25 protein-coding genes are annotated in these 24,170 nt (G+C 70.1%); 13 read left to right on the top strand and 12 right to left on the bottom strand.

The features are described 5' to 3' along the window. The first annotated feature begins 11 nt into the window (after positions 1-11). The 8 genes from ACFXP5_RS07940 (at position 12) to ACFXP5_RS07905 (ending at position 8,799) form a co-directional block, all read left to right on the top strand. Positions 12-1,409 carry a glycoside hydrolase family 5 protein gene (locus ACFXP5_RS07940; RefSeq protein ID WP_394544220.1) on the top strand — a complete coding sequence of 466 codons (1,398 nt, stop codon included), beginning with the start codon at positions 12-14 and terminating at the stop codon, positions 1,407-1,409. A 34-nt stretch (positions 1,410-1,443) separates the two neighbouring features. Further along, positions 1,444-1,848 (top strand): DUF1622 domain-containing protein, encoded by a 405-nt coding sequence (locus ACFXP5_RS07935; RefSeq protein WP_394544815.1) that lies wholly within the window; start codon positions 1,444-1,446, stop codon positions 1,846-1,848. 78 nt (positions 1,849-1,926) lie between these two features. Then, positions 1,927-2,166, top strand: coding sequence for a hypothetical protein (locus tag ACFXP5_RS07930; protein ID WP_394527655.1), 240 nt, complete (start codon positions 1,927-1,929; stop codon positions 2,164-2,166). Positions 2,167-2,168: 2 nt separating this feature from the next. Next, the gene (locus ACFXP5_RS07925) at positions 2,169-2,507 is read left to right on the top strand and encodes a hypothetical protein (protein ID WP_394527654.1); all 339 of its coding nucleotides are present in this window, start codon (positions 2,169-2,171) and stop codon (positions 2,505-2,507) included. A gap of 56 nt (positions 2,508-2,563) precedes the next feature. Continuing rightward, on the top strand, positions 2,564-2,857 hold the full coding sequence (locus ACFXP5_RS07920) for a DUF2277 domain-containing protein (protein WP_394527653.1): 294 nt from the start codon (positions 2,564-2,566) through the stop codon (positions 2,855-2,857). Positions 2,858-2,945: 88 nt separating this feature from the next. Then, positions 2,946-4,100: an exonuclease SbcCD subunit D gene (locus tag ACFXP5_RS07915; protein ID WP_394544219.1), complete on the top strand. Its 1,155-nt coding sequence runs from the start codon at positions 2,946-2,948 to the stop codon at positions 4,098-4,100. Then, on the top strand, positions 4,097-7,117 hold the full coding sequence (locus tag ACFXP5_RS07910) for an AAA family ATPase (RefSeq protein WP_394544218.1): 3,021 nt from the start codon (positions 4,097-4,099) through the stop codon (positions 7,115-7,117). Before ACFXP5_RS07915 ends, ACFXP5_RS07910 begins: the two co-directional genes overlap by 4 nt. A 176-nt stretch (positions 7,118-7,293) precedes the next feature. Further along, positions 7,294-8,799, top strand: a complete 1,506-nt coding sequence (locus tag ACFXP5_RS07905) for an MFS transporter (RefSeq protein WP_394544217.1) — start codon at positions 7,294-7,296, stop codon at positions 8,797-8,799. Here ACFXP5_RS07905 and ACFXP5_RS07900 read toward each other — a convergent pair. From ACFXP5_RS07900 to ACFXP5_RS07890, 3 genes are read right to left on the bottom strand one after another with little or no spacing between them, the layout of a single operon-like run. After that, positions 8,787-9,344: a phosphorylase family protein gene (locus tag ACFXP5_RS07900; protein ID WP_394544216.1), complete on the bottom strand. Its 558-nt coding sequence runs from the start codon at positions 9,342-9,344 to the stop codon at positions 8,787-8,789. The genes ACFXP5_RS07905 and ACFXP5_RS07900 overlap by 13 nt on opposite strands. 16 nt (positions 9,345-9,360) lie before the next feature. After that, entirely contained in the window at positions 9,361-9,498 is a 138-nt protein-coding gene (locus ACFXP5_RS07895; RefSeq protein ID WP_394527648.1) for a hypothetical protein, read from the bottom strand. Then, entirely contained in the window at positions 9,495-9,689 is a 195-nt protein-coding gene (locus ACFXP5_RS07890) for a hypothetical protein (protein WP_394527647.1), read from the bottom strand. Before ACFXP5_RS07890 ends, ACFXP5_RS07895 begins: the two co-directional genes overlap by 4 nt. A gap of 86 nt (positions 9,690-9,775) precedes the next feature. Between ACFXP5_RS07890 and ACFXP5_RS07885 the strand changes: the two genes are divergently transcribed. Beyond that, positions 9,776-10,270: a DUF427 domain-containing protein gene (locus ACFXP5_RS07885; RefSeq protein WP_394544215.1), complete on the top strand. Its 495-nt coding sequence runs from the start codon at positions 9,776-9,778 to the stop codon at positions 10,268-10,270. A gap of 6 nt (positions 10,271-10,276) precedes the next feature. On the opposite strand, the gene ACFXP5_RS07880 is transcribed toward ACFXP5_RS07885, so the two are convergent. After that, positions 10,277-12,334: an NAD(+) synthase gene (locus ACFXP5_RS07880; protein ID WP_394544214.1), complete on the bottom strand. Its 2,058-nt coding sequence runs from the start codon at positions 12,332-12,334 to the stop codon at positions 10,277-10,279. An 82-nt stretch (positions 12,335-12,416) separates the two neighbouring features. Between ACFXP5_RS07880 and ACFXP5_RS07875 the strand changes: the two genes are divergently transcribed. Next, positions 12,417-16,034 (top strand): TM0106 family RecB-like putative nuclease, encoded by a 3,618-nt coding sequence (locus ACFXP5_RS07875; RefSeq protein WP_394544213.1) that lies wholly within the window; start codon positions 12,417-12,419, stop codon positions 16,032-16,034. Here the strand turns inward: ACFXP5_RS07875 and upp are convergent. After that, positions 16,019-16,651 carry a uracil phosphoribosyltransferase gene (upp, locus tag ACFXP5_RS07870; RefSeq protein ID WP_394527643.1) on the bottom strand — a complete coding sequence of 211 codons (633 nt, stop codon included), beginning with the start codon at positions 16,649-16,651 and terminating at the stop codon, positions 16,019-16,021. The genes ACFXP5_RS07875 and upp overlap by 16 nt on opposite strands. A gap of 40 nt (positions 16,652-16,691) precedes the next feature. Here upp and tadA point away from each other — a divergent pair, with 40 nt between their 5' ends. Next, entirely contained in the window at positions 16,692-17,153 is a 462-nt protein-coding gene (tadA, locus tag ACFXP5_RS07865; protein WP_394544212.1) for a tRNA adenosine(34) deaminase TadA, read from the top strand. Between the two features lie 10 nt (positions 17,154-17,163). Here tadA and ACFXP5_RS07860 read toward each other — a convergent pair whose 3' ends face one another. The 5 genes from ACFXP5_RS07860 to ACFXP5_RS07840 all read right to left on the bottom strand — a co-directional run bounded on the left by ACFXP5_RS07860 (position 17,164) and on the right by ACFXP5_RS07840 (position 21,293). Next, on the bottom strand, positions 17,164-18,096 hold the full coding sequence (locus ACFXP5_RS07860) for an LLM class F420-dependent oxidoreductase (RefSeq protein ID WP_394544211.1): 933 nt from the start codon (positions 18,094-18,096) through the stop codon (positions 17,164-17,166). 15 nt (positions 18,097-18,111) lie between these two features. Further along, positions 18,112-19,041 (bottom strand): cation diffusion facilitator family transporter, encoded by a 930-nt coding sequence (locus ACFXP5_RS07855; protein WP_394544210.1) that lies wholly within the window; start codon positions 19,039-19,041, stop codon positions 18,112-18,114. Positions 19,042-19,051: 10 nt separating this feature from the next. Further along, positions 19,052-20,164 (bottom strand): alpha/beta hydrolase, encoded by a 1,113-nt coding sequence (locus ACFXP5_RS07850; protein ID WP_394544209.1) that lies wholly within the window; start codon positions 20,162-20,164, stop codon positions 19,052-19,054. Positions 20,165-20,248: 84 nt separating this feature from the next. Further along, positions 20,249-20,908, bottom strand: a complete 660-nt coding sequence (locus ACFXP5_RS07845) for an SRPBCC domain-containing protein (RefSeq protein WP_394544208.1) — start codon at positions 20,906-20,908, stop codon at positions 20,249-20,251. Between the two features lies 1 nt (position 20,909). Continuing rightward, positions 20,910-21,293, bottom strand: a complete 384-nt coding sequence (locus tag ACFXP5_RS07840) for an ArsR/SmtB family transcription factor (RefSeq protein WP_394544207.1) — start codon at positions 21,291-21,293, stop codon at positions 20,910-20,912. 65 nt (positions 21,294-21,358) lie between these two features. On the opposite strand from ACFXP5_RS07840, the gene proC reads away from it, so the two are divergent. Then, positions 21,359-22,204 (top strand): pyrroline-5-carboxylate reductase, encoded by an 846-nt coding sequence (gene proC / locus ACFXP5_RS07835; RefSeq protein WP_394544206.1) that lies wholly within the window; start codon positions 21,359-21,361, stop codon positions 22,202-22,204. Positions 22,205-22,206: 2 nt separating this feature from the next. Here proC and ACFXP5_RS07830 read toward each other — a convergent pair whose 3' ends face one another. Then, positions 22,207-22,584: a nuclear transport factor 2 family protein gene (locus ACFXP5_RS07830; RefSeq protein ID WP_394544205.1), complete on the bottom strand. Its 378-nt coding sequence runs from the start codon at positions 22,582-22,584 to the stop codon at positions 22,207-22,209. A gap of 112 nt (positions 22,585-22,696) precedes the next feature. Further along, the gene (locus ACFXP5_RS07825; RefSeq protein WP_394544204.1) at positions 22,697-23,182 is read right to left on the bottom strand and encodes a MarR family winged helix-turn-helix transcriptional regulator; all 486 of its coding nucleotides are present in this window, start codon (positions 23,180-23,182) and stop codon (positions 22,697-22,699) included. Positions 23,183-23,313: 131 nt separating this feature from the next. Between ACFXP5_RS07825 and ACFXP5_RS07820 the strand changes: the two genes are divergently transcribed. Then, on the top strand, positions 23,314-24,132 hold the full coding sequence (locus ACFXP5_RS07820; RefSeq protein WP_394544203.1) for a bacteriorhodopsin: 819 nt from the start codon (positions 23,314-23,316) through the stop codon (positions 24,130-24,132). The last annotated feature ends 38 nt before the right edge of the window (positions 24,133-24,170 follow it).

The following is a 24,170-nucleotide window of genomic DNA, read 5'->3' as shown; positions in this document are numbered from 1 at the left end:
GGGCGTCGGACGTGCGCACGTCGCTCGTCGGATCGCCGGTGCTGCGCGTTCGGGGCACTGACATCGTTGCGGGGGAGGATCGCGTCGTCCTGCGCGGCTTCGGTCTCGGCGGGTGGATGAACATGGAGAACTTCATCACCGGATACCCCGGTACGGAGTCGCAGCAACGCCGGGCGCTCCTGCGCGTATGGGGACCGGAGGGGTACCGCAGGTTCTTCGATCGCTTCCTCGACGTCTTCTTCACCGACGCGGACGCCCGGTTCTTGCAGACGCTCGGGCTGAACAGCGTGCGCATCCCTCTGAACTACCGGCATTTCGAAGACGACGCCGAGCCGTTCGTGATCCGCAGCGAGGCCTTCGACCGGCTCGATCGCGTCGTGGAAACCTGCGCGCGGTACGGCATCTACGTCATCCTGGATCTCCACGCCCTGCCAGGCGCTCAGAACCAGCACTGGCACAGTGACAACCCGACCCAGTGGGCGAGCTTCTGGAGTCAGCGGGGATTTCAGGACCGCGTCGTGCACCTGTGGGAGCGCATCGCCGAGCACTACTGCGGCAACGCCGCCGTAGCCGGGTACAACCCGGTGAACGAGCCGGGCGATGCCCACGGCGAGGCGATCGGGCCGTTCTACCGGCGCCTCGAGGCCGCCATCCGCGCCGTCGATCCAGAACACATCCTCTTCTTGGACGGCAACCGCTACTCGACGCAGTTCGATCAACTCGGCGACCCGCTCCCCAATTGCGTCTACACCGCGCACGACTACGCGCTTCCGGGGTTCGTCGACGGCGGACCCTACCCGGGGGAGAGCCGGGGGCAATTCGTCGACCGTGATCGCGTGGAGGAGACATTCCTGCAGCGAACTGCGTACATGCGGGAGACAGGGACGCCGATCTGGGTGGGGGAGTTCGGCCCCGTGTACACCGGAGACCCGAAGCGGGACGAGGAGCGTTATCGCCTGCTCCAGGACCAGCTCGACATCTACGACCAACACGACGCGAGCTGGGCGCTGTGGACGTATAAGGACATCGGGCTGCAGGGCGTGGTGACCGTCGACCCGGCTTCGGAGTATCTGCGTCGCCTCGAGCCCGTCCTGGCCAAGAAGGCGCGACTAGGAGTGGACTCGTGGGGGTCGACGGCCGACGGCGTGCGGCACATCCTCGACCCCATAGAGGACTTGTTCGCGGAGGAGTTCCCCGACTTCCATCCGTACCCGTGGGGGGCGAAGCGCTGGATCCACGGTCATGTGCGTCATGTCATGCTCGCCGAAGCAATGGTCGGAGATTTCGCGCGCGCCTTCGAAGGCATGTCGGCCGATGAGGCGGAGCGCCTCGCTGACGCGTTCTCCTTCGGTCACTGCCGGGTCAGGACAAGATTGGCGGAGATCCTCGGCGCAACCGCGCGCGCTTAGCCGCGCTCGCTCCTTCTACACTGGCGGCGTGCAGATGGAGGATGGGTTCACCGTTGTCGCGGTCGGCTTCGAGATCATCGGCGCGTTCGCGATGGTCGTCGGGTTCGTCATCGCCGTCACGCTGGGGGTGCGCTCCCTGCGTCGAGGCGAGAGCGGCGGCCAGGCATTCACGGTGGTGCGAACGACCCTCGGCGGAGCCATTCTGCTCGGACTCGAGGTGCTCGTCGCGGCCGACCTCATCCGCACGATCACCTCGAAGCCCTCCCTCGAGGACGCTGCGATCCTCGGGTTGATCGTGCTCATCCGAACGGTGCTGTCGATGTCGATCCAGATCGAGATCGACGGGGTGCTGCCGTGGCGCCGTGCCCTTCTGACGAGCGGCGGCCAGGTGGTGGCCGAGGCGGTCGCGCAGGACCGGCGCGCCGTCGCCGACGACTGACCGGACGCGCCCGCCCCGTCAAGCCCCCTTCGTCGGGGCGCGAGCGGGACGAAGGTGGAACAAACGAGAGGAGCAGAGATGAGCGACCGTTCCGACCTGCCCGAAGGCGTCATCAATGCCGACCCGCCCGGCGGCTTCGAAAGCGCCGACGCCGTCGACGGGGAGACCCTCGAACAGAACGAGGACGCTGCGGGCTCCGGCCTGCTGGCCGACTCCGGCTTCCCCTCCGAGGGCGGGGAAGCTCCGTCCGATCCGATCGAAGCACCCGACGCCGGCCAGGGATCAGACCCTGACTCGGGCATCCCAGAAGAGAGCTGACCATGAGCACCACGAACGTTCCCGAAGACGCCAGCGGCACCCCCGTCACCGGTGACAGCACGCCCGGGGCAGGCGCCGCCGCCGCCGATTCCTACGGCGGGTCCGTCTCCGATGAGACCCCCACCTCGGCCACGGGCACGCAGGATGCGCCGGCGCAGGACATGCACGACGCGTCCGAAGACGACAAGATCGCCGGCATCGTCGCGCAGACCCGCGTGGACGTCGGCGACAAGGACGACGAGCGCATCTCCGAAGTGCTGCGCCAGCGGTTCGAGGATTCCGGCATCTCGGTCGCCGGCGACCGCCTCGCGGCTCTCGCCGCCGAGGTCAGCAACGGCTGAGCGCTCTGCCGGGGAGGGTATGGATGCGGGGGCGCCGCGCGCGTAGCGTGTGCGGCATGTGCCGGAACATCCATACCCTTCACAATTTCGCCCCCGCCGCGAGCGACGACGAAGTGCACGCCGCTGCCCTGCAATACGTGCGCAAGATCGCAGGGACGACGAACCCCTCCAAAGCGAACCAGGCCGCTTTCGATCATGCCGTCGAGGAGATCGCGCACGCCACGCGACACCTGCTGGCCGACCTGGTCGCCGTGGCGCCCCCGAAGAACCGGGAAGAAGAAGCGGCCAAAGCGCGCGCGCGGGCGGAGAAGTCCGGCCGTTACGCCCCGCGCGTGGCCGCCGCCTCCTGATCGCGCGTTCGGCTGTGGCGGCCGCTCGGATCGGCGTTCGGCCGGGCGCCTCCGCCCCGATGTCCGGGGGGCGACGTAGCGTTCAGGTATGCGCATTCTGCACACCTCGGACTGGCACATCGGGCGGTCGTTCCACGGCCATGCGACCCTCGATGCGCTGAGCGGTGTGCTGGATGCGCTGGTCGCTCAGGTCCGCGAGCACGAGGTCGACGTCGTGGTCCTCGCGGGAGACGTCTTCGACTCCGCCGCCCCCGCAGCATCCTGTTACGGCGTCCTGACCGACACCCTCCTCGCCCTGTCCGACACGGGCGCCCAGGTGATCGTCACGAGCGGCAACCACGACTCGGCGGCGCGACTCGGGTTCCAGTCGGCGCTGCTGCGCGCGGGCATCACGGTGATCACCGACCCCGGGTCGGTCGGCACCCCCGTCACGATCGCCGACTCCCACGGCCCCGTGCACTTCTACGGCATCCCCTACCTCGAGCCGGCCATCGTGCGCCATCGCTGGGAGGGTGTCGAGTTGCGCAGCCAAGCGCAGACGATGAGCCACGCGATGGGTCTCGTCCGTGACGACCTGGCCCGGCGCGGCGGTCGCTCGGTCGTCGCGGCGCACTGCTTCGCTGCGGGGGTCGAGGCGACACCGGGCGTCGAGCGGGAGATCCGGCAGGGCAGCCTCGACGTTGTTCCGCTGTCGAGTTTCGACGGCCCGGACTACGTCGCCCTCGGCCACATCCACGGACGCCAGCAGCTCTCCCCGCGGGTGCGCTATGCGGGCGCGCCGCTTCATTACAGCTTCAGCGAGGGCGACAAGCCGCGGGGGTCCTGGCTGGTCGCGCTCGACGCCGACGGCCTCGAAGCAGTCACCTGGCTCGAACTGCCCGTACCTCGCCGCCTCGTCACCCTCCGGGGTCCGCTCGAGCAGTTGCTCGAAGACCCGGCCTACGCCGCCGACGAAGACGCCTGGGTGAGCGTGCAGTACACCGACCCCACACCGCAGCTCGACCCGATGCGGCGACTGCAGCGCCGTTTCCCCTACTGCGCCACGGTCGTTCATCTCCCGGCGATGCGCAACACCGCCGACCAGCGCGACTACGCCGACCGCGTGCGCCTGGCCCGCAACGACGCGGAACTGTTCGACGCGTTCCTCGCCCATGTGCGCGCCGGAGAGGGCGCCTCCGAGCAGGAGAACGACCTCATCCGCGAGGTCGTCGACGCGCGCACGCTCACCGAGGCCACCGCGTGAAGCTGCACCGCCTCGAACTCGCCGGCTTCGGTCCGTTCCGCGATCGGCAAGTGGTGGACTTCGACGCCTTCGCCGACGACGGCATCTTCCTCATCACGGGTCGCACCGGTTCGGGCAAGTCGAGTGTGCTCGACGGCGTGACCTACGCGCTCTACGGCGGCGTGCCGCGGTACGAGAGTGGTGACCGGCGGCTGCGCAGCGATCATTGCGCCCCCGAGGATCCCACCGAGGTGAGCCTGGAGTTCAGCGCCGAGGGCGGTCGCTGGCGGATCACCCGCTCGCCTGAGTACACGCGCCCCAAGCGCCGCGGCGACGGCTTCACCACCGAGCCGCATCGTGCCGTGTTGGAACGCCGCGACGGTGACGAGTGGACCGGCATCGCCGCCCGGCCCGTCGACGTGGCCGCCCACCTCGACGAGATCCTCGGGCTCACGCAGCAGCAGTTCCTGCAGGTCATCCTGCTCGCCCAGAACCGGTTCGCGCGGTTCCTGCTCGCCCGCAACGACGAACGGCAGGCGCTGCTTCGCACCCTGTTCGCGACACGCACGTACGAGCAGTACGCCGACGAACTCGAAACCCGGCGCAAGGCCGCGGAGCAGGCGCTCTCCTCGGAAGGTGAGGGCGTGCGTGTCCTCATCGAGGAGGCGGAGCGCATCGTGGCGGCCGCCGACCTCGCCGGCGGCGTGGGTTCCGGCGACGGTGCCCCCTCACCGGTCGATGCCGACCCTGACCCGCTGACGCGCATCGCGGCGCTCGTCCGCGCCGTCGAGCGCGCGGAATACCGGGTCGACACGCTCACCCGCGAGAGGGCCGAGGCCGAAGCGGCGCACACGGCAGCGGTCGAGAGCGAGCGCGCCGCACAGACGCTCCGTCGCGCTCAAGAAGAGCGCGACGCGGCCCGCCGCGAGCTCGCCGCGCTCGACGCGGCCGAGCCCCGGATCGCGGCGGATCGCGCCGTCCTGCAGCTCGCCGAGCGGGCGGAGGCGCTGCGCGGCCTCCTCGACACGGTCGAGCGGGCCGAGACGGCCGAGCGCATCGCCGTCGATGCCGAACGCGACGCGCTCACGCGATGGATGCTTCTGGGCGAAGATGCGGTGACGGCCGAGGCCCTCGGCGCGCGCGAAGACGAACTCGCCGCAGCTCTCGCCGCCTGCGACGCCGCGGCGACGGCCGAGGCCGACCTCGACACCCTGACGGCTGATCGTGACCGTGCGGACGCTACGGCGGCCGCGCTCGTGCGCGAGCGCGACGAACTCGACGAGAGGCGCGCGCCGGTGCCCGCCGTGCTCGAGCGGGTCACCGCCGAACTGGCAGTGGTGGCGGGCGCGCCGGCTGCGCTGGCAGCAGCCCGCGCGACCCTCGCCGATGTGGAGCGCCGTCTCGAGGCCGCGCGAGAAGCGGCGACCCTCGCTGACGTCGTGCGCGATGCCGAGCGCGCGGTGCTCCGTTCGAACGCCGAGATGCAGGATGCTGCCGCGCTCCTCGCCGCACTGCTGAGGCAGCGTCTCGACGGGGCTGCCGCCGAGCTCGCCGCGACGCTCGTCGACGGGGAGGCCTGCCCCGTGTGCGGCGGCGCCGATCACCCGCACCCCGCTGAACCCACCGGCCTCCCCGTCACCGACGCCGAGATCGACACTGCCGAGCGCGCGAAGGATGCCGCGGTCGAGGCCGACCGGGTGGCGAGCACGGCTGCCCGCTCGGCGCGCGAGGCGCACGCCCGCCTCGCCGCTCGCGCGGGCGGCGAAGAGGTCTCCTCCCTCGAGGCGGCTCACGAGCGGGCCCTTGTCGCCGTGTCCGCCGCCGAGGGCGATGTCGAGACCGCGGCACGGCTGGCGTCCGAGCGGGACGAGCTCGACGCGCTGGTCTCGGCCGCCGCCCTCGAGCACGGCCGGCTGACCGACGAGATCGCACGCGTGCATCAGCAGGCCGCGCTCAGCGCGGAACGGGCGAACACGGCCGCCCGAGGGCTCGACGCGGTGCGGGCGGGCTTCGCCACGGTGGCGCTCCGACGTGCGGACGCGGCAACGCGGCGCGCGGCGGCGCGCGCTTTGACCGACGCCGCTGCCGAGCGGGCGCTGCGTGCTCAGATCCGCGCCGACGCCGTCGCCGACCGTGCGGCGCGGCTCGCCGAGTCGCCGTTCGACACTCCCGCCGACGTCCGCGATGCGCTGCGCCCGACGTCCGAACGCTCGCGCCTCGACGAGCGCGTCCGCGAACACGACGCCACGCTCCGCGCCGTGCGCCAGCGCCTGTTGCAACTCGAGCTCGATCTCGTCGATGCGCCGGAGGAGCTCGTCGACCTGGCGGGGCCGCCCCACGGGGTGGCCACCGCCCGTGACCGCTTCGCCGCTGCGGTCGCCGCGCTCGCCGACGCAGCATCCACCGCCGAACGCCTGCGCGATCTCGCCCAGCGGGCCGATCTGGGTGCTCGAGGGGTCGCCGATCTCGCCGCGCGCCACGCCGTCATCGCGCGCCTCGCCCACACGGTGGCGGGACGCGCACCCAACACGCACCGGATGACGCTCGAGACTTTCGTCCTCGCGGCAGAGCTGGAGGAGATCGTCGCGGCCGCGAACCTCCGCCTCGCGGAGATGTCGTCGGGGCGGTACCGCTTGCAGCACTCCGACGCGCTGGCGGCCCGGGGCGCTGCTTCCGGACTCGGCCTCGAGGTGCTCGATGCCTTCACCGGTCAACCGCGTCCGCCGCAGTCCCTGTCGGGCGGGGAGTCGTTCCTGGCATCCCTGGCGCTCGCTCTCGGCCTCGCCGAGGTCGTCACCGCCCGCGCCGGAGGTCTGCGGCTCGACACCCTCTTCATCGACGAAGGATTCGGTTCCCTCGATGAGGAGACCCTCGATCTCGCCATGCGCACGCTGGACGAACTGCGCCAGGGTGGGCGCACCGTCGGGGTCATCAGCCACGTCGCTGCGATGAAGGAGCAGGTTCCGGCTCAGCTGGCGATCGAGGCGACGCCGCAGGGTCCGAGCGTGATCCGCCAAGACGCAGCGCTCCCCGTCTGAAGCGTTCGGGCCACCGCCGGGTCTCCTCCGATTCGCACAGCTGCGCCGCGCGACGCCCGGTGCTCGGGGACGCCCCGATCGGGACCTCGTCGTTCCGAGCGATCCCGACGGAAGCCGGTGGGTGAATTCCGCGGTGACGGTCCGGAGCCCTCCCGACCGCCGCTACCCTGAGGAAGATGTCGAACGCGCCCTCGCCCCAGCACCGAGAGGGCGCACACCCTCCCACCCAGAACATCGAACTCAGCCCCGCGCACCGGTGGCGTGCGTATTGGATCGCGGTGTCGGTCGCAGCACTCACGATCCTCGACCTGAGCAAGGTCAATGTCGCGCTGCCGTCGATCGAGACCGCGTTGGGCGCCGGCCCCACCGAGCTTCAGCTCATCGTGTCGGGGTACGTGCTGACCTTCGGCCTCGTGCTCGTGCCGGCCGGCCGGCTCGGTGACCAGCGCTCACGCCGCGTCCTCTTCCTGGTGGGCCTGTCGCTGTTCCTCGTCACGAGTCTCGCGTGCGCCCTGGCGCCCACGGCGGGGGTCCTCCTCGTCGCACGTCTCCTGCAGGGAGTCGCGGCCGGTATCCAGATGCCGCAGGTGCTGGGCCTCATCCAGCAGCTGTTCCAGGGCGCTGAGCGCGGTCGCGCCTTCGGTCTCTTCGGTGCCACCGTGGGAATCGCGACCGCTTTCGGTCCCACCCTCGGCGGCCTCCTGATCGCGCTGGGCGGCGACACCGACGGGTGGCGCCTGATCTTCTGGATCAACGTGCCCCTCGCTCTCATCGTCATCATCCTGGCCGCGACGATGCTGCCCAACACCCGAACGAAGTCCCATCGCAAGGTGCAGCTCGACCCGGTGGGAATCCTCTTCTTCGCGCTGGCGGTGACGGCGCTCATGTGGCCGTTCCTGTTCACCACCGGCTCCCCGAGCGACAACCCGCAGCGCTGGTGGCTGTTGGTGGTCTCGGCGCTGTTCATCGCAATCTTCATCGCCTGGGAGCGCCGGTACACCGAACGGGGGAAGGTTCCGCTCATCCCCTTCGCGATCTTCGCGCAGTCCTCGTATCGCAACGGGGTGCTGATCTCCACGACGTACTTCGCCGCCCTTCCGGCGACCTTCATCCTGACGACCCTGTTCCTGCAGACCGGACTCGAGCTGCCGCCGGTGTTCGCGGGCATGGTCACGATCGGGTTCGCCATCGCCTCGGCGATCTCGGCGTGGTTCGGCGGAGTGCTCGTGTCGAAGATCGGCCGCCCGCTCGTGGTCTGGGGAGTCGCGGGACTGCTGGCCAGCACGATCGGCCTCGTCGCCGGTGCGATCCTGATTCCCTCGGACTACACCCTGATCGGCATGGCGGCCATCCTCACCGTCGGCGGTTTCGCGAGCGGCCTCGTACTGTCGCCGAATCAGACCCTGATGCTGGCCGACATCCCCGTGGCCGAGGGGGGTCTCGCGGGCTCCGTCGGTCAACTCGGTCAGCGCATCGGTACGGCCATCGGCACCGCCGTCGCGCTCGCGCTGTTCTATGCCGCGGTCTACCGCGAGCAGGGAACACGTCCGACGATCGACGTCTACCACGACGCCTACCTGTACGGAATGATCGCAGTGGGGATCTTCCTCGGGCTGTCCCTCATCGTCGGCGTCGTCGACCTCGCGTCACGCCGCCGTCACGGGGTGGCTCAGACGCCGTAGAGCTCGCGGATGGCGCCGCGCAGCCAGCCGCTGCACACCAGCGCGGCGTCATCCCACTCATCGCTCGCGCCGTCCTGGGCGCGGTCGCTGACCGCCTTCAGGATGCGGATGGGCACGCCGAACTGGCCGGCGACCCACGCGTAGGCGTACGACTCCATATCGACCAGGCGTGCGCCGAGGGCCCGGATGGCCATGACCGCGTCCGCGTCGTCGATGAAGTGATCGCCGGTCGCGATCGTCACGCCTTCTGCGCGCACCTGAACCCGAGCCGGCAGCGAGATGTGCTGGCCGATGACCCCGTCGAGGTCTTTCACGTCGTGCTGCAGGGTGGCATCGATGTCGTAGACGCCGGCCTCGAGATCGGGATCGATCGCCCCCGCCGTACCGACCACGACGATCTCCTCGTAGGTCGTCGCGTCGAGCGCGCGCGTCAATGCGTAGGCGGCGGGGATCTTCCCGACCCCCGTCAGGAGTCGGTCGAAACCGGGAAGGTCGCCGTCGAAGGCGACGAGTTCGGAAGCGTGGGCGGCGACGAGGAGTCTCACCCTGCCATCCTCGCAGTCACCCGCCGTTGTTGATGACCCCGATGAGGCCGGAGATGAGGAAGTACGCCCCGACGCAGGACACGACCACCCAGATGCCGATGCGGGTGGCCGAGGGGCGCTTGGGGTCGTCCCCCGACGAGAACATGCCGCTCACGCGCGCACCAGGTTGATGATCGAGACCACGAGAACGAGTACCCCTCCGACGAGCGCGATGGTACCGACGATCGGTCCGCCTCCCGCGAGGAAGGCGCCGGCGCCGAGACCGAGGAAGACGAGCCCGAGCACGATACCGATGATCGGATACACCCGGTACCGGGATCGACTGAGCTGCTGTTCGTCCTCCACGGCCACAGGCTACCGTCTCAGCCCGGGTGCCCGCCGATCGCGGACCCGGGGTTGCGCTCCCGCCGCCGGCGACGGAGGCTCGGAGGATGAGCGCACCGCACCCGGATCCCGTCGGCCCCGATCAGGAATCGGTGTGGGATTACCCCCGTCCGCCGCGGGTGGAGCGCATCTCGTCGCGCGTCCAGATCGACCTCGGTGGTGAGCGCATCGTCGACACCGATGACGTGGTCCGGGTACTGGAGACCTCGCATCCGCCGGTCTACTACCTTCCGATCGCCGCCTTCGGCGACGCGCTCGTGCCGACCGACGGCGCCTCGTTCTGCGAGTTCAAGGGCGCCGCGCGGTACTTCGACGTGCGCGGTGGCGAGCAGTCGGCGACGCGTGCGGCATGGAACTATCCCCACCCGCTGCCGGGCTATGAGGTGCTGACCGACCGCGTTGCGGTCTACGCCGCACCGATGGACCGGTGCATCGTGGCGGGCGAAGAGGTGCAGCCGCAGCCGGGCGGGTTCTACGGCGGATGGGTGACGTCCGACCTCGCCGGGCCGTTCAAGGGCGTCCCGGGCTCCCGAGGCTGGTGACGCGCTTCAGGACCCCGCTCGGTCGGCGACGGCGGCGTGCAGCTCGTCGAGCCACACGCGGGCGTTACCGTCCGACGGCGCTCGCCAGTCCGCGCGCGGAGAGAGCGAGCCCGCGGGGGAGACCTTCGGACCGTTGGGGATCGCCGAGCGCTTGAACTGCGCGAAGGCGAAGTAACGCTGGAGGAAAACTTCCAGCCAGCGCACCACGGCGTCCAGGTCGTACTGCGGCCGCTCGTCGGCGGGGAATCCGGGCGGCCACGCGCCGGCATCCGCGTCCCGCCACGCGTGGGCGGCGAGGAACGCGATCTTCGAGGGCCGGAAGCCGTAGCGCAGCACGTGGAACAGCGTGAAGTCGTGCAGGTTGTACGGGCCGATCCGGTCTTCGGTGGATTGGATGCGGCCGTCCTGGCCCGCGGGAACGAGCTCCGGACTGATCTCGGTGTCGAGGACGGACTGCAACACCTCGGCGGTGGCGGCATCCATCTCTCCCGAAGACACGACCCATCGGATGACGTGCTGGATCAGGGTCTTGGGCACACCGGTGTTGACCGCGTAGTGGCTCATCTGGTCGCCCACACCGTACGTGGCCCATCCCAGCGCGAGCTCGGAGAGGTCGGAGGTGCCGATGACCAGGCCGCCCTTGTGGTTGGCGAGGCGGAACAGGTAATCGGTGCGCAACCCCGCCTGCACGTTCTCGAAGGTCACATCGTGAACCGCCTCGCCGTCGGCGAAGGGGTGTCCGATGCGTTGCAGCATCTCGGTGGCCGCGGGGCGGATGTCGATGGTCTCGATCGAGGCTCCGACAGCCTCGGCGAGCGCGATCGCGTTGGCCTTGGTGTGCTCGCTGGTGGCGAAGCCGGGGAGCGTGTAGGCGAGGATGTCGCTGCGCGGACGCCCCATCCGATCCATCGCGCGGGCGACGACGAGGAGCGCGTGGGTGGAGTCGAGTCCGCCGCTGACGCCGATGACGGGCTTCGGGCTGCCGATCGCGCGAAGGCGCTGCTCGAGACCCGAGACCTGGATGTTGAAGGCCTCGTAGCAGTCCTGGGCGAGGCGAGCCGGGTCGTCGGGGACGAACGGGAAGCGATCGACGGCGCGCCGAAGCCCGACGTCGGCCGCCGGGGGCTGCAGCGTGAACGGCACCGTCCGGAACACCCGGGGCTCCGTGCGGCGATTGTCGTCGAAGGTGCCCTGACGAGCGCGATCCTGGCGCAGCCGGTCGAGGTCGACGTCGGCGACGCTGCGGCGGGGTCCGTCGGGAAACCTCTCGCTCTCGGTGAGCAGCTGTCCGCCCTCGTAGATCATGGTCTGGCCGTCCCACGAGACATCGTTCGTGGATTCGCCCATGCCGGCGGCAGCATAGGCGTAGGCGGCGAGGCAGCGCAGCGATTGGGATTGCGCGAGCAGCTTGCGGTCGTCGGCACGCCCGATCGTGATGGGGCTGCCCGAGAGGTTCAGCAGCACCGTCGCACCGGCGAGGGCCGCATGCGAGGACGGCGGGATCGGCACCCACATGTCCTCGCACACCTCGGCGTGCACGATCAGACCGGGCACATCCTGCGCCTCGAACAGCAGGTCGGGACCGAAGGGCACGTCCCGGCCGGCGACCCGCATGCGGCCGCCCGCCTGGTCGTCGCCCGGCGCGTACCACCGGCGTTCGTAGAACTCGCGGTACGTCGGCAGGTAGGACTTCGGCGCCACCCCGAGCAGCTCGCCCCGGTGAACGACCACCGCGCAGTTGTAGAGGCGGTTGCCGTGACGCAGCGGCGCACCGAACACGAGCACGGGGAGGAGATCGGCGGATGCTTCCACGATGAGCGCGATCGCGGCCTCGACGGCGTCCAACACCGGGTCCTGCATCACGAGGTCCTCGATCGCGTAGCCGGTGAGGCAGAGCTCGGGGAAGAGGGCGACGGCCACGGCGTCGGCGTCGCAGGCGCGCGCGGCCTCGATCACGGCCTCGCCGTTCGCCCGCGGGTCGGCGATCGCGACGGGCAGAGTGCTGACGGCCACGCGCGCGAAGCCGTGTCGATAAGCGCTCTCGAACGGGAGGGTCGAACTCATGGCCCCAGTCTGTCAGGTGTGGCCTCGGCGGTCGCGGATGCGTGTCGGCGGCCGCGGCTACTGTCGAAGACGGAAGGGGAGCATGCGATACATCGAGAACGAGGCCCGCATCGTCTGGAGTGCGAGCGACCTCAAAGCCGCCGCCGAATGCGAGTTCGCCTGGCTGCGCGCGATCGACGCCAAGCTCGGCCGGGTACCGGCGGTGGAGGAGCCGTTCGACCCCACTCTCGAGCGGGCGGGACGACTGGGGATCGCCCATGAGGTGCGCACCCTGGAGTCCTACCAGCAGCGCTACGGCGACGCCGTCGTCGTGATCCCCGAAGCTCGATCCTCCGACCCTGTCGCGCTCGCCGCTGCTGTCGCCCGCACGCGCGAAGCGCTCGCCTCCGACGCCGCCGAGGTGATCTACCAGGCGGCTTTCGCCACCGAGGAGTTCGTGGGATTCGCGGACTTCCTCGTGCGCGAGCCCGCCGAGACCGGTGGCGCCCCGAGCGAGCGACGGTGGGTCGTGCAAGACACCAAGCTCGCGCGCCACGCCCGGGTGACCGCGCTGATGCAGTTGGCGGCATACGTGGATCAGCTCGATCGGCTGGGCGTGCCCCGCGCCGATCACGTCGAGCTGCTGCTCGGCGACGGTACGACCAGTACACACCGGGTCGACGATCTGCTCCCCGTGTTCGAGCTGCGTCGCGCGCGGCTGCGTGCGCTCATCGCCGACCGCCGCGTCGACCTGGGGGCGGCCGGAGAGCCGATCGCCTGGGGTGATCCGCGCGGCGACCTCGACATCATCGCGTGCGGGCGGTGCGCCACCTGCGAGGTCGAGGTGGTCGCCTCGCGCGACCTGCTGCTCGTCGCCGGCATGCGGCCGGTGCAGCGCGCCCGCCTTCGCGCCGCCGGCGTCCTCACGATCGATGCCCTGGCCGAGGCCACCGCGGCGCCGACGGGGATGAACCCCGAGGTCTTCGCGATGCTGCGCACCCAGGCGCGGCTGCAGCTGGCGAGTCCCGCGGGTGTGCCCGAGATCGTCATGGAAACAATCGGTGGGGAAACGGTCGTCGCGGAAGCTGTCGGTGCTCCCGCGGTGCCGATCTACGAGGTCGTGATGCCGACCGCGCTCGCCGCGCTCCCTCGTCCTGACCGCGGTGATCTCTTCTTCGACTTCGAAGGCGACCCGCTCTACACCGAACCCGGCGCGCCAGCGCAGTGGGGCATCGACTACCTGTTCGGGTGGGTCGACCTCGAGGAGAACTACTCCGCCCTCTGGGCGCACTCCTTCGCCGAGGAGAAGGCGGCGCTGGAACGCTTCCTCGACCTCGTAGCGCTGCGGCGGCGACAGCATCCCGGCCTGCACATCTACCACTACGCGCCGTACGAGCCGACGCACCTGCTGACGATGGCCGCCCGCTACGGGGTGCGCGAGGCCGAGGTCGATCAACTCCTGCGTGACGGGGTCTTCGTCGACCTCTACCCGATCGTGCGGCGGGCGCTGCGCGTCGGCTCCCGCTCGTACTCGATCAAGAAGCTCGAGCCCCTCTACATGGGCGAAGAGGTGCGCACCTCCGACGTGCAGCGCGGCGACGATTCGATCGTGCGATACGTCGAGGCCCGGGCGCTCGCGGAGGACGGCGACTCCGTCGCGTCGGAGGCAGTGCTCGCCGACCTTGCCGATTACAACCGCTACGACTGCGTGTCGACCCGTCGATTGCGGGATTGGCTCGTGGATCGGGCGCGCGAAGCGGGCCTCGTGCCCTCGCGCAATCCCGAGCCCGACGACACCGTCTACGAGGTGTCGCCGCGGGCGGCCGCGCTCGAACGCTGGGCGCGCGACGCCCCCGAGGCCGACGCGCAGGCGCTGCGGTTGGCGGCCGCGGCCATCGATTACTACCCGCGCGAAGCCAAATCGTTCTGGGCCACGCACTTCCTGCGCCTCCGCGAGCCCGTCTCGCTCTGGGAAGACAACCGCGACGTCGTCGTGGTCGATCCGACCCGCTCCCGCGTCGTCGAGGAGTGGCACTTCCCCGAGACCGGCCGCGGGAACGAGCGCCGGCTCATCGAGATCCGCGGCGACCTCGCACCCGGCACGCGGTTGAGCGCCGGTGCCTCGCCGTTCGCGGTGTACGAGCTGCCCGCGCCGTTCCCCGCCGAGACAGGTCCGCGGTGGATCCACGCTGCGCGCGCCGTGAAGGTCATCGACGTGCTCGACGACGGCGCGGTCGTCGAAGAGACCGCCGTCGACGGCGTGACGTGGAGCGAGCTGCCGCTCGCGCTGACCCCGCAGGCCCCGCCCTCCGCGGGGAAGCAGCAGTCCGCGATCGACGAGTGGGCCGACGGTGTGCTCGCGAGCCTCCCGGCGCTACCGGCCGATCCGGCGACCGACATCCTCGCGCGGCGTCCACCGCGCGTGGTGTCGGGCGGTCTGACGGCGTCGCGCGGCGACGACATCGACGCGATCGTGCAGAGCGTCATCGACCTCGACCACAGCTATCTGGCCGTGCAAGGTCCTCCCGGGACGGGAAAGACCTACATCGGATCGCACGTGATCGCGCGCCTCGTCGCCGAACGCGGGTACAAGATCGGTGTCGTCGCTCAGTCGCACGCGGTCGTGGAGAACATGCTCGACCGTGTCGTCGACGCCGGTGTGGCTCCTCAGCGCGTGGGGAAGGCTCCGAAGGATCCGAACGGGCCGCCGCGGTCCTTCACCGTCTTCCCGAAGAACGGTCTCTCGGCCTTCGCCGAGGAGAATGCGGCCGGCGGCTACGTGGTCGGCGGCACGGCGTGGGACTTCAGCCACGACCTGCGTGTGCCGCGGCAGAGCCTCGACCTGCTCGTGATCGACGAGGCCGGGCAGTTCTCTCTGGCGTCCACGATCGCCGTCTCGCTCGCCTCCTCCCGCCTGCTGCTTCTCGGCGATCCCCAGCAATTGCCGCAGGTGAGTCAGGGCACGCACCCCGAGCCCGTCGACACGTCTGCTCTCGGCTGGGTCATGGACGGGCGAGAAGTCGTGCCGCCGGAGTACGGCTACTTCCTGTCGCGCACGTGGCGGATGCACCCCCGCGTCGCAGCCCCGGTGTCGCGGCTGTCGTACGAGGGCAAGCTCGCCGCGCACCCCGTGACGGCGCTGCGCTCGCTCGAGGGCGTCGAGCCGGGTCTCCACCTCGTTCCGGTGCGCCACTCCGGCAACGCCACGCGATCGCCTGAGGAGGCCACGGAGGTGGTGCGGATCGTCGAGCACCTGGTGGGGCGGTCATGGCGTTCCAGCGAGGTCGAGTCCGACGGCACGGCGGTCGTCCTCCCGCCGCGGCCGTTGGAAGCATCCGACATCATCGTCGTGACGCCCTACAACGCGCACCAGGTCACGGTCGAAGAAGCCCTCGCGACCGCCGGATTCCCCGAGGTGCGCGTCGGCACGGTCGACCGTTTCCAAGGGCAGGAAGCGGTCGTGGCGATCATGTCGCTCGCCGCGTCAGCCGGGCGGGATGCGCCGCGAGGGCTCGAGTTCCTCCTGCTGCGCAATCGCCTCAACGTCGGGCTCTCCCGCGCGATGCAGGCGGCGTACCTGGTGTACTCACCGGGGCTGCTCGACGACCTGCCGCGCACCCCGGAGGGCGTCGCGCGTCTCAGCGCCTTCGCCCGCCTGGTCAGCCCCGAGGCGAGCAGCGTCCAGCCGCTCGAGCCCGTCGCGCCTCAGACCGTGCCGTAGAGGCGATCGCCGGCGTCGCCGAGACCGGGCACGATGTAGCCCTTCTCGTTGAGCCGCTCGTCCAGGGCGCCCAGCACCAGGGTCACGTCGCGCCCCGCGACCTGCTTCTCGATCGCAGCGACGCCCTCGGGGGCGCCGAGCAGGCAGATCGCTGTCACATCCTGCGCGCCGCGCTGGAAGAGGAACTCGATCGCCGCACCGAGGGATCCGCCCGTGGCGAGCATGGGGTCCAGCACGAAGCACTGCCGGTCGCTGAGATCGTCGGGGAGGCGCTCGGCATAGGTGGAGGGCTCGAGCGTCTCTTCGTTGCGCACCATCCCGAGGAAACCGACCTCAGCGGTGGGGAGCAGCTTGACCATTCCGTCCAGCATCCCGAGGCCGGCGCGCAGGATCGGCACGACGAGCGGTCGCGGCTCGCCGATGCGCACTCCGACGGTGGAGGTCACGGGGGTCTCGATCTCGACCGGCTCGACGCGCACACTGCGGGTCGCCTCGTAGGCGAGCAGGGTGACGAGCTCCTCCGTGAGCTGGCGGAAGACCGGCGACGGAGTGCGCTTGTCGCGCAGCACCGTGAGCTTGTGGGTAACGAGGGGGTGGTCGGCGACGTGCACACGCATAGGCTCAATCTATCCGCCCGCAGCCTCATCACGGAGTCGCATGATCCCCGCCGCCGATCTCGCCGCGATGCGTCGTGCGCTCGAGCTCGCCGAGATCGCCGGGAACGCGGGCGACGTGCCCGTGGGGGCGGTCGTGATGGATGCGAGCGGCGTGGTGATCGCGGAGGGGCAGAACCTCCGTGAAGTCGACCACGATCCCACGGCCCACGCCGAAGTCGTTGCGCTCCGACGCGCGGCCGCGGCCGTCGGCTCGTGGCACCTCGCCGGGTGCACGCTCGTGGTCACGCTCGAGCCGTGCCTCATGTGCGCGGGCGCTCTCCTTCAGGCACGGGTGTCCCGCCTCGTCTTCGGCGCCTGGGACGACAAAGCGGGCGCCGCGGGCTCGATGTACGACGTCGTGCGCGATCGCCGCCTGCCCTACCGTGCCGAGGTGGTCGCCGGCGTCCTCGCCCCCGAAGCATCCGCTCTGCTGCAGACCTTCTTCGCCGAGCGGCGCCCCTGACCCCGCCCGGTCACCGGGGGAGGTGGGGGAGCACCTCCGTGCCGAGGAATTCGACCTGCTCGAGGTCGCGGATGTCCAGCAGCTGGAGGTACACGCGCTCCGCGCCGAGCGCGCGGAGGCGCTCGACCTTCGCGACGATCTCGTGGCGGCCTCCCGCGATGTTGCCCGGGGTCGCCTCGAACTCCTCGAGGGGCTTGTCGATGGCCTTCGCCCGGCGCTCGAGATCCCGACGGGTCGCACCGGCGAGGGTCGGTACCGCGACCGACAGCTTGAGCGACGCGGGATCGCGCCCGATGCGCACGCAGGCCGCTCGGACACCGGCGAACTTCTCGGCCACGGTCTCTTCGGCGACGAAGCCGATGTTGAACTCGGTTGCGAAGCGCGCGGCGATCGCGGGCGTCCGGGTCGGGCCGCCCCCTCCCACGATCACGGGCACCCGCTCCTGCCGAGGCTTGGGGAGAGCGGGCGAGTCCTCCACCCGATAGTGCTCACCCGCGAAGTCGAAGCTCTCCCCGATCGGGGTCTGCCACATCCCGGTGATGATCTCGAGCTGCTCCTCGAGGATGCCGAACCGTTTGGCCGGAAACGGGATGCCGTAGGCGTGGTGCTCGCGCTCGAACCACCCGGTGCCCAGGCCGAATTCGACGCGTCCACCCGACATCTGATCGACCTGCGCCACCTGCACCGCCAGCACGCCGGGGAGGCGGTGCGTGGCCGAGGAGACGAGGGTGCCGAGGCGGATGCGGCTGGTCTCGCGCGCGAGGCCGGCGAGCGTGGTCCACGCGTCCGTCCCGCCGGGGAGGGGATCGCCCTCACCCATCCGCAGGTAGTGGTCGGAGCGGAAGTAGGCGTCGAAGCCGAACCGCTCCGTCGCGAGGGCGAAGGCGAGCTGGTCGTCGTAGTCGAAGCCTTGTTGCGGCTCGGTGAACAGGCAGTACTCCATGGGGGCTTTCGTCTCTCAGTCGGTGGTCGCGCGGCTGCGGTCGAGGTCGGGTTCGAGGTAGATCGCACGGGCGACGGGCACGGCAGCGCGGATGCGCTCTTCGACCGTGTCGATCGCGCTCGCGACGGAGGCGAGAGAGCTCGCGCCGTTGAAGGCGAGCTTGGCGGCGACGAGCAGCTCGTCCGGGCCGAGGTAGAGGGTCTTGAGGTGGATGAGCCGCTCGACCTCGGGCGCCCCCTCGATCGCCTGCACGATGCGGTCGTGGTCGACGTCGCTCGCCCCCTCGCCCACGAGCAGGCTCTTCGTCTCGATGCCGAGGATGATGGCCACCAGCACCAGCAGGGTGCCGATCATGAGGGTGCCCACTGCATCGAAGACCGTGTTGCCGGTGATCGCGCTCATCCCGACGCCGAACAGGGCGAACAGCAGCCCGGTGAGGGCGGCGACGTCTTCCAGGAGCACGACGGGGAGTTCGGGCGCCTTTGCGCGGCGCACGAACGACACCCATGACTGTCCGGGCGGACGAACGTGGTTGCTCTCCTTGATCGCGGTCCGCAGCGAGAAGGATTCGAGCGCGGCAGCGATGAGGAGCACGACGATCGGCACCCAGACGTTCTCGAGCTCGTGCGGGTGCGTCAGTTTGTCGATGCCCTCGTATATGGAGAAGACACCGCCGACGGAGAACAGGATGATTGCCACGACGAAGGCGTAGACGTAGCGTTCCCGACCGTGGCCGAAGGGGTGCTCTCGATCGGCCGCGCGGCGGGACCGACGGCCGCCGAACAGCAGGAGCAGCTGGTTGCCCGAGTCCGCGACGGAGTGGATCGCCTCGGCGAGCAGCGAGGCCGAGCCCGAGAAGAACCACGCGATGAACTTCGCGAGGGCGATGCCGAGATTTGCCAGGAAGGCGGCGATGATCGCTCGCCCGCCACCGGATGCGCTCATGTCGGGCCCCTCAATCGGCGGAGCGGATGATGATTGCCTCGGTCGGGGGAGCAGGGTCCGACCTCGCGCCCACGTAGCCGATGCGGCTCAGCAACGCCTGGCGGAAAGCGGCGGGACGCTCGAGGTGCGGCGTGTAGCCCACCCCCGCGAGCAGCACCTCGGTGACCTCGCCGCCCGCGGCAGCATACGCGTCCAGCACGTCGCGCGTCTGAGTGAGCATGGGTTGCGCGGGGGCGACGTCCTCGCCCGGCCAACCGGCGACGATGCCGAGGCTACCGAGGTGGTTGACGTCGAAGAACGAAGCATCCGACACGACGATGTCGGCATCGCCGTGCACCCACAGGATGGGGGGCTTGTCGGCGAGCGCGACGATGCCTGACACGTCGAAGTAGCGCGGAGCGACCGTGTTGAGCACGCCAAGGGCGCCGGCGGCGAAACCCGGCCAGTGCGCGCTCGGCACCCCGTCGCCGGGGTAGTTGCCGACCGCCGTCGAGGTGGAGAGCATGGCCTCCACCCAGACGTCCTCGTGCTCGGAGCGGTAGCCGGGCGAGACGTAGGTGGCGCGGAACACGTTGCGCGGCGAGGTGGGTGCCTCGTCGCCGGCGTCGCCCGCCGTCAGGCGCTCGACGAAGTCCGGGTTGGCGACCGAGCCACCGCATCCCGCGTCGTCATCGGTCAGGCGGGAGCCGTCACGGCGGGTTCCGCCGAAACCGTACGGCGAGACGGGGGACTGCAGGGTCAGCGAGAGCGCCGGGCGGTCGAGCGCGTATTGCATGATCACGCCGGCGCCGAGCCCCCATCCGACGAGGTGGGCAGTCTCGATGCCGAGGGCGTCGAGGGTCGCCGCGAGGTCGTCGCTGAAATCCCGCACGCCCCGCGTCGCGTCGACGGGGGCGTTCTCCGTGCCGCCGAAGCCGCGGAGGTCGACCGCGATGGGACGGAGGTCGTTCGGCAGGTCGACCAGGATCTCCTGCCAGAACAGCGAGGAGGCCACGGTGGCGTGGACGAAGACGACGGTGCGATCCGCGGGCGTCGCGACGTCATCGCCGACGCGCTGCAGCACGTTGACCGACAGGGCCGGCGTTTCGATCAGGCGGGACTCGATCCCGTCGAAGAGGCTCATGGGTCGTCTCCGTTCCGGGGGCATCACCCTCCGAGCCCGATGATAGACCTCAGCCCCACGCCCGGCGGGCCAGGACGGCGGGGTTCACCCCTCCGGTGCGGTGGTGTAGAACGCGAAGGTGGCGTCGGCGGCGCGGCGAGCGGCCACGGGGTCCGCGCCGTCCGCCACCTGCGCCGCCGCCCAGGCGTCGCACGCAGCACGGGCGAAGAGCAGGCCGTCCTCGCTCAGCATCCATGTCTCCGCGTCGGCGGGGGCGATCGTATCGCCGCCGCGCAGGTTCAGCGCCAGGCCGAGCAGCGCTTGATCCCAGCCCACGCCGGTCGCTCCGGGGCCGAACTGGTCCCAGAACTCCGCGGGCACATCGGCGACGCGGGCGAGGTGGGTGAGCGTGAAGACCGTCGCGTCGGCGTCGATCGCGAGCAGCTCCACGCCGATCCACGACACGCCGCCGCCGTACTCCCACGTCGCGCGGAAACGGGCACGCCCGTCTGCGGGGGCTTCGCACTCCTCCACGGTGCCGCCCGCGTTGCCGATCAACTGGTAGTTGCCGCCCACCTTCAGTTCACCCTCGACGGGGAGGAACCACCGCTCGATCCGCGCGGGTGAGGTCACGGCGTCCCAGACGTCGTCGATGGGGGAGGCATAGGTCTGGCTGAGGGTCTGCACGCGCGTGTCGTGCCCGTCGATCACGGCGGTCTGCACGCCGCGGGTGACGGCGGCGAGCTGGGTGGTGGTGTCGACCATGTCAATGCTCCTCATCGGTGGTGGTGTCGTGGCGAACGTTCGTGGTGGCGGACGGATGGAGGCGACGCTCCCGACGCCCGCGGGCGAGCTCGGTGTCGAGCGCCGCGAGCTTCGGTTCCCAGAAGCGGCGGAACGGTGCGAGCCAGGCGTCCGCCTCGGTCAGTGCGGTGGGCTCGAGGGCGTACAAGCGGCGCGTGCCTTCGGGGCGCACGCGCGTGAATCCCGCCTCTCGCAGCACCCTGAGGTGTTGCGAGACCGCCGGCTGGCTGATCCCGAACTCGGCCTGCACGACGGTGCCGACGTCGCCGGCGCTCTGCTCGCCGTCGCCGAGCAGCTCCACGATGCGGCGTCGGACCGGATCGCCGAGGATGTCGAGGGCGTGCATAGGGCAATGGTTGCGTGCCTGCTTATATAAGTCAAGACGAAATTAGGCCGTCGTAGGATGGCGGCATGACGACGCAGCATCCCCCCGCCCTTCCTGCCATCGCGATCCTCGGTGCGGGGTCGATGGGAGGCGCGATCCTGCACGGCCTCGTCGCCTCGGGCATCGCGCCCGAGATCACCGTCACCAACCGCACCGGAGCGAAGGCCGAACCGCTCGGGCGCCTCGCCGGGGTCGAGAGCATCGCGCTCGAGGACCGCCCCGACGGCAACCTGGCCGCCACGGCCGGCGCCGCCGTCGTGCTCATCGGCGTCAAACCGGCGATGGTGCCCGACCTGTTGCGCGAGATTGCCCCCCAGCTGCGCACGGGGACGATCGTGGTCAGCCTCGCGGCGGGCGTGAAGCTTGCGACCTTCGCCGAGATCCTCGGTGCGGATGCTGCGGTGTTCCGCGCGATGCCGAACACCTCGGCCGTCGTGGGGGAAGCCGTGACCGGCATCGCTGCGGGTGCGTCGACTACGCCGGAGCAGGCAGCTCTCGTGCGCGCGCTGTTCGCGACCGTCGGGTCGGTCGTCGAGGTCGCGGAGGACGGCATCGACGCCCTCAGCACGATCTCGGGGTCGGGCCCCGCGTACGTCTTCCTCCTGATCGAGGAGCTGACGAAAGCGGCTCAGGGCAAGGGGTTCTCCGAACCCGAGGCACGGTTGCTCGCCGAGCGCACCTTCATCGGAGCCGCCGCTCTGCTGAAAGCATCCGGAGATGATCCGGCCGAGCTGCGTCGCCGCGTGACGAGCCCCAACGGCACGACCGAACGCGCGATCGCCGTCCTGCAGGACGCCGACCTCGCGGCACTCTTCGGTCGTGCCACCGATGCCGCCCTCGCCCGCTCGCGCGAACTCGCGGCGGGCGCCTGAGCTCAGCTGGGATCGGGCTGCTTCACGTACCACTCGGTGAACGAACGCGCCCGACCGTCGCCGGCGAGGTCGACGACCCAGAGGTTGCTGTAGACCTTCCCTTCGGTGTACCGCGTGACACCCTGAACGAACACCCGCGCCGCGTCGATGCCCGCGATCTCGTAGGTGAACTCCCACGTGCCGGGTTCGTCCTCGTGGTGCAGCCAGCCCGCGGTGATGTCGTTCGCGCCGATCCAGGGCTCGGCCCACGGCTCGGTGCGGTACTGCGCGTCATCGGTGAACAACCCCGAGATCTCGTCGGGGAGGTTCGACCGCCATGCCGCGATGTACGCCTCGACCCAGCGGTGGGCATCGGCCGGGGTGATGGTGTGCTCTGTCATGCGTCCAGCGTGGCGCGTCTGAGCGGTCAGAGGAAGGTCCCGCTCGGGGCCCCCCTGCCCGCCCGAAGGGGAAGCGCTCGCCGACCCGCGCGTGCGCGACCCATCCCGATCGTCAGGCCGTTTCGGCGTCCTTGGCCCGACCGATGCGATCGGTGCGCTCCGTGATCGCCGTCGCCACCGAGTCGAGAGCGCTCGTGAACTCCCGTACCTGAGCGTTGTCGAGGTGTGAGGTCGCCTCGCGCACCATCTCGTCGAACTCCGCGTGGATCCGATCCAGCGCCGAGTGAGCGGCAGGGGTGAGTTCGAGGAAGATCCGGCGCCGATCGGCGGGGTGGGCGACGCGGTGAACCAGGTCGATCTCCACCAGACGGCGGGAGATGAAGGTGATCGCCGTCGCGGTGACGTGCATGTGCTTAGCCAACTGACTGGGGGTCACGGTCACGTGCTCGCCGATGTAGAAGAGCGCGCGCAGCTCGTTCGCAGAGAGCCCCTCCTCCTCGGCGATGCGCTCGCGGTTGCGATCGAGCGCTCGGGAGAACCGGATCGCCGCAGCCGGGAACGCATCGAGCCGATGCGCTCTAGCCTTCTCGGTCGTCACGTTCACCTCGCAGGATCGCCATTTGCCCATCGTATTCGTGAACCAACTGTGCAACGATCTTCATAAGTAAGTTAATTATCGAGTTGCTTCCCAAAACGATCGGTCGGCGACGACCGGCCAAGGAGAATGACGTGATTCCCGACCTTCTGACCGCCTCTCAATTCGACACCGTCTACAACGCCCTCTCGCTGGTCATCGCGGCGCAGCTGTTCACGGCGATATTCCTCCTCGTCTCACTCCCGCGGATCCTGCCGCGCTATCGGCTGGCGATCACGATCGCGCTCGTCGTGTGCGGAATCGCCGCGTACCACTACTTCCGCATCTTCGATTCCTTCACCGCGGCCTTCACCACGGAATCGGTCGGCGGAACGGGGGACTACGCCGAGACCGCGGGGGCCGCCTTCAACGAGGGGTACCGCTACGTCGACTGGCTGCTGACGGTTCCGCTGCTTCTCGTCGAGCTCGTCGCCGTTCTCGCGCTCGCCCGGGCTATCCAGAACCGCCTGCTCCTGCAGCTCGTCCCGGCAGCGATCCTGATGATCGTGCTCGGCTATCCCGGTGAGGTGAGCAGCGACCTCGGGGTGCGGACGATCTTCGGAATCCTCTCCACGATCCCGTTCCTGTTCATCCTGTACGTGCTGTTCATCCAGCTGAGCCGCTCGCTCGCCTCTCAGCCCCCGGCGGTGCGCAAGACGCTCAGCAACCTCCGCTATCTGCTGCTGCTGAGCTGGGGCGTCTACCCGATCGCCTACCTGCTGCCGGCGCTCGACCTCGGCGCAGACGGGTGGGTGTGGAAGCAGGTCGGTTACTCGATCGCCGACATCATCGCCAAGGCCGTCTACGCGATCATCATCTTCCAGGTCGCCCGCACGAAGTCCTTCCTGGAAGACCCGGCATTCGCCGCGAAGGAGCAGCACCTCGCCGACGAGAAGACCCCGGCAACGGTCTGAAGGTTCGTCGCCACCGGCGACAAGCGGCTCGGCGGCCG

This window comes from Microbacterium hanjuni (genome assembly GCF_043556395.1).
Lineage (GTDB): Bacteria > Actinomycetota > Actinomycetes > Actinomycetales > Microbacteriaceae > Microbacterium.
Note: the sequence above shows the minus strand (reverse complement) of the source record. Positions and strands in the feature narration are given on the sequence as shown.

Bases quoted from the DNA above. Each gene is read 5' to 3' on its own strand.
- ACFXP5_RS07875 (WP_394544213.1), top strand. From the start codon at position 12,417: ATGCGATACATCGAGAACGAGGCCCGCATCGTCTGGAGTGCGAGCGAC.
- ACFXP5_RS07885 (WP_394544215.1), top strand. From the start codon at position 9,776: ATGAGCGCACCGCACCCGGATCCCGTCGGCCCCGATCAGGAATCGGTG.
- ACFXP5_RS07845 (WP_394544208.1), bottom strand. From the start codon at position 20,908: ATGGTCGACACCACCACCCAGCTCGCCGCCGTCACCCGCGGCGTGCAG.
- ACFXP5_RS07925 (WP_394527654.1), top strand. From the start codon at position 2,169: ATGAGCACCACGAACGTTCCCGAAGACGCCAGCGGCACCCCCGTCACC.
- ACFXP5_RS07830 (WP_394544205.1), bottom strand. From the start codon at position 22,584: ATGACAGAGCACACCATCACCCCGGCCGATGCCCACCGCTGGGTCGAG.
- ACFXP5_RS07930 (WP_394527655.1), top strand. From the start codon at position 1,927: ATGAGCGACCGTTCCGACCTGCCCGAAGGCGTCATCAATGCCGACCCG.
- ACFXP5_RS07855 (WP_394544210.1), bottom strand. From the start codon at position 19,041: ATGAGCGCATCCGGTGGCGGGCGAGCGATCATCGCCGCCTTCCTGGCA.
- ACFXP5_RS07935 (WP_394544815.1), top strand. From the start codon at position 1,444: ATGGAGGATGGGTTCACCGTTGTCGCGGTCGGCTTCGAGATCATCGGC.
- ACFXP5_RS07880 (WP_394544214.1), bottom strand. From the start codon at position 12,334: ATGAGTTCGACCCTCCCGTTCGAGAGCGCTTATCGACACGGCTTCGCG.
- ACFXP5_RS07840 (WP_394544207.1), bottom strand. From the start codon at position 21,293: ATGCACGCCCTCGACATCCTCGGCGATCCGGTCCGACGCCGCATCGTG.
- tadA (WP_394544212.1), top strand. From the start codon at position 16,692: ATGATCCCCGCCGCCGATCTCGCCGCGATGCGTCGTGCGCTCGAGCTC.
- proC (WP_394544206.1), top strand. From the start codon at position 21,359: ATGACGACGCAGCATCCCCCCGCCCTTCCTGCCATCGCGATCCTCGGT.
- upp (WP_394527643.1), bottom strand. From the start codon at position 16,651: ATGCGTGTGCACGTCGCCGACCACCCCCTCGTTACCCACAAGCTCACG.
- ACFXP5_RS07860 (WP_394544211.1), bottom strand. From the start codon at position 18,096: ATGGAGTACTGCCTGTTCACCGAGCCGCAACAAGGCTTCGACTACGAC.
- ACFXP5_RS07905 (WP_394544217.1), top strand. From the start codon at position 7,294: ATGTCGAACGCGCCCTCGCCCCAGCACCGAGAGGGCGCACACCCTCCC.
- ACFXP5_RS07915 (WP_394544219.1), top strand. From the start codon at position 2,946: ATGCGCATTCTGCACACCTCGGACTGGCACATCGGGCGGTCGTTCCAC.
- ACFXP5_RS07850 (WP_394544209.1), bottom strand. From the start codon at position 20,164: ATGAGCCTCTTCGACGGGATCGAGTCCCGCCTGATCGAAACGCCGGCC.
- ACFXP5_RS07920 (WP_394527653.1), top strand. From the start codon at position 2,564: ATGTGCCGGAACATCCATACCCTTCACAATTTCGCCCCCGCCGCGAGC.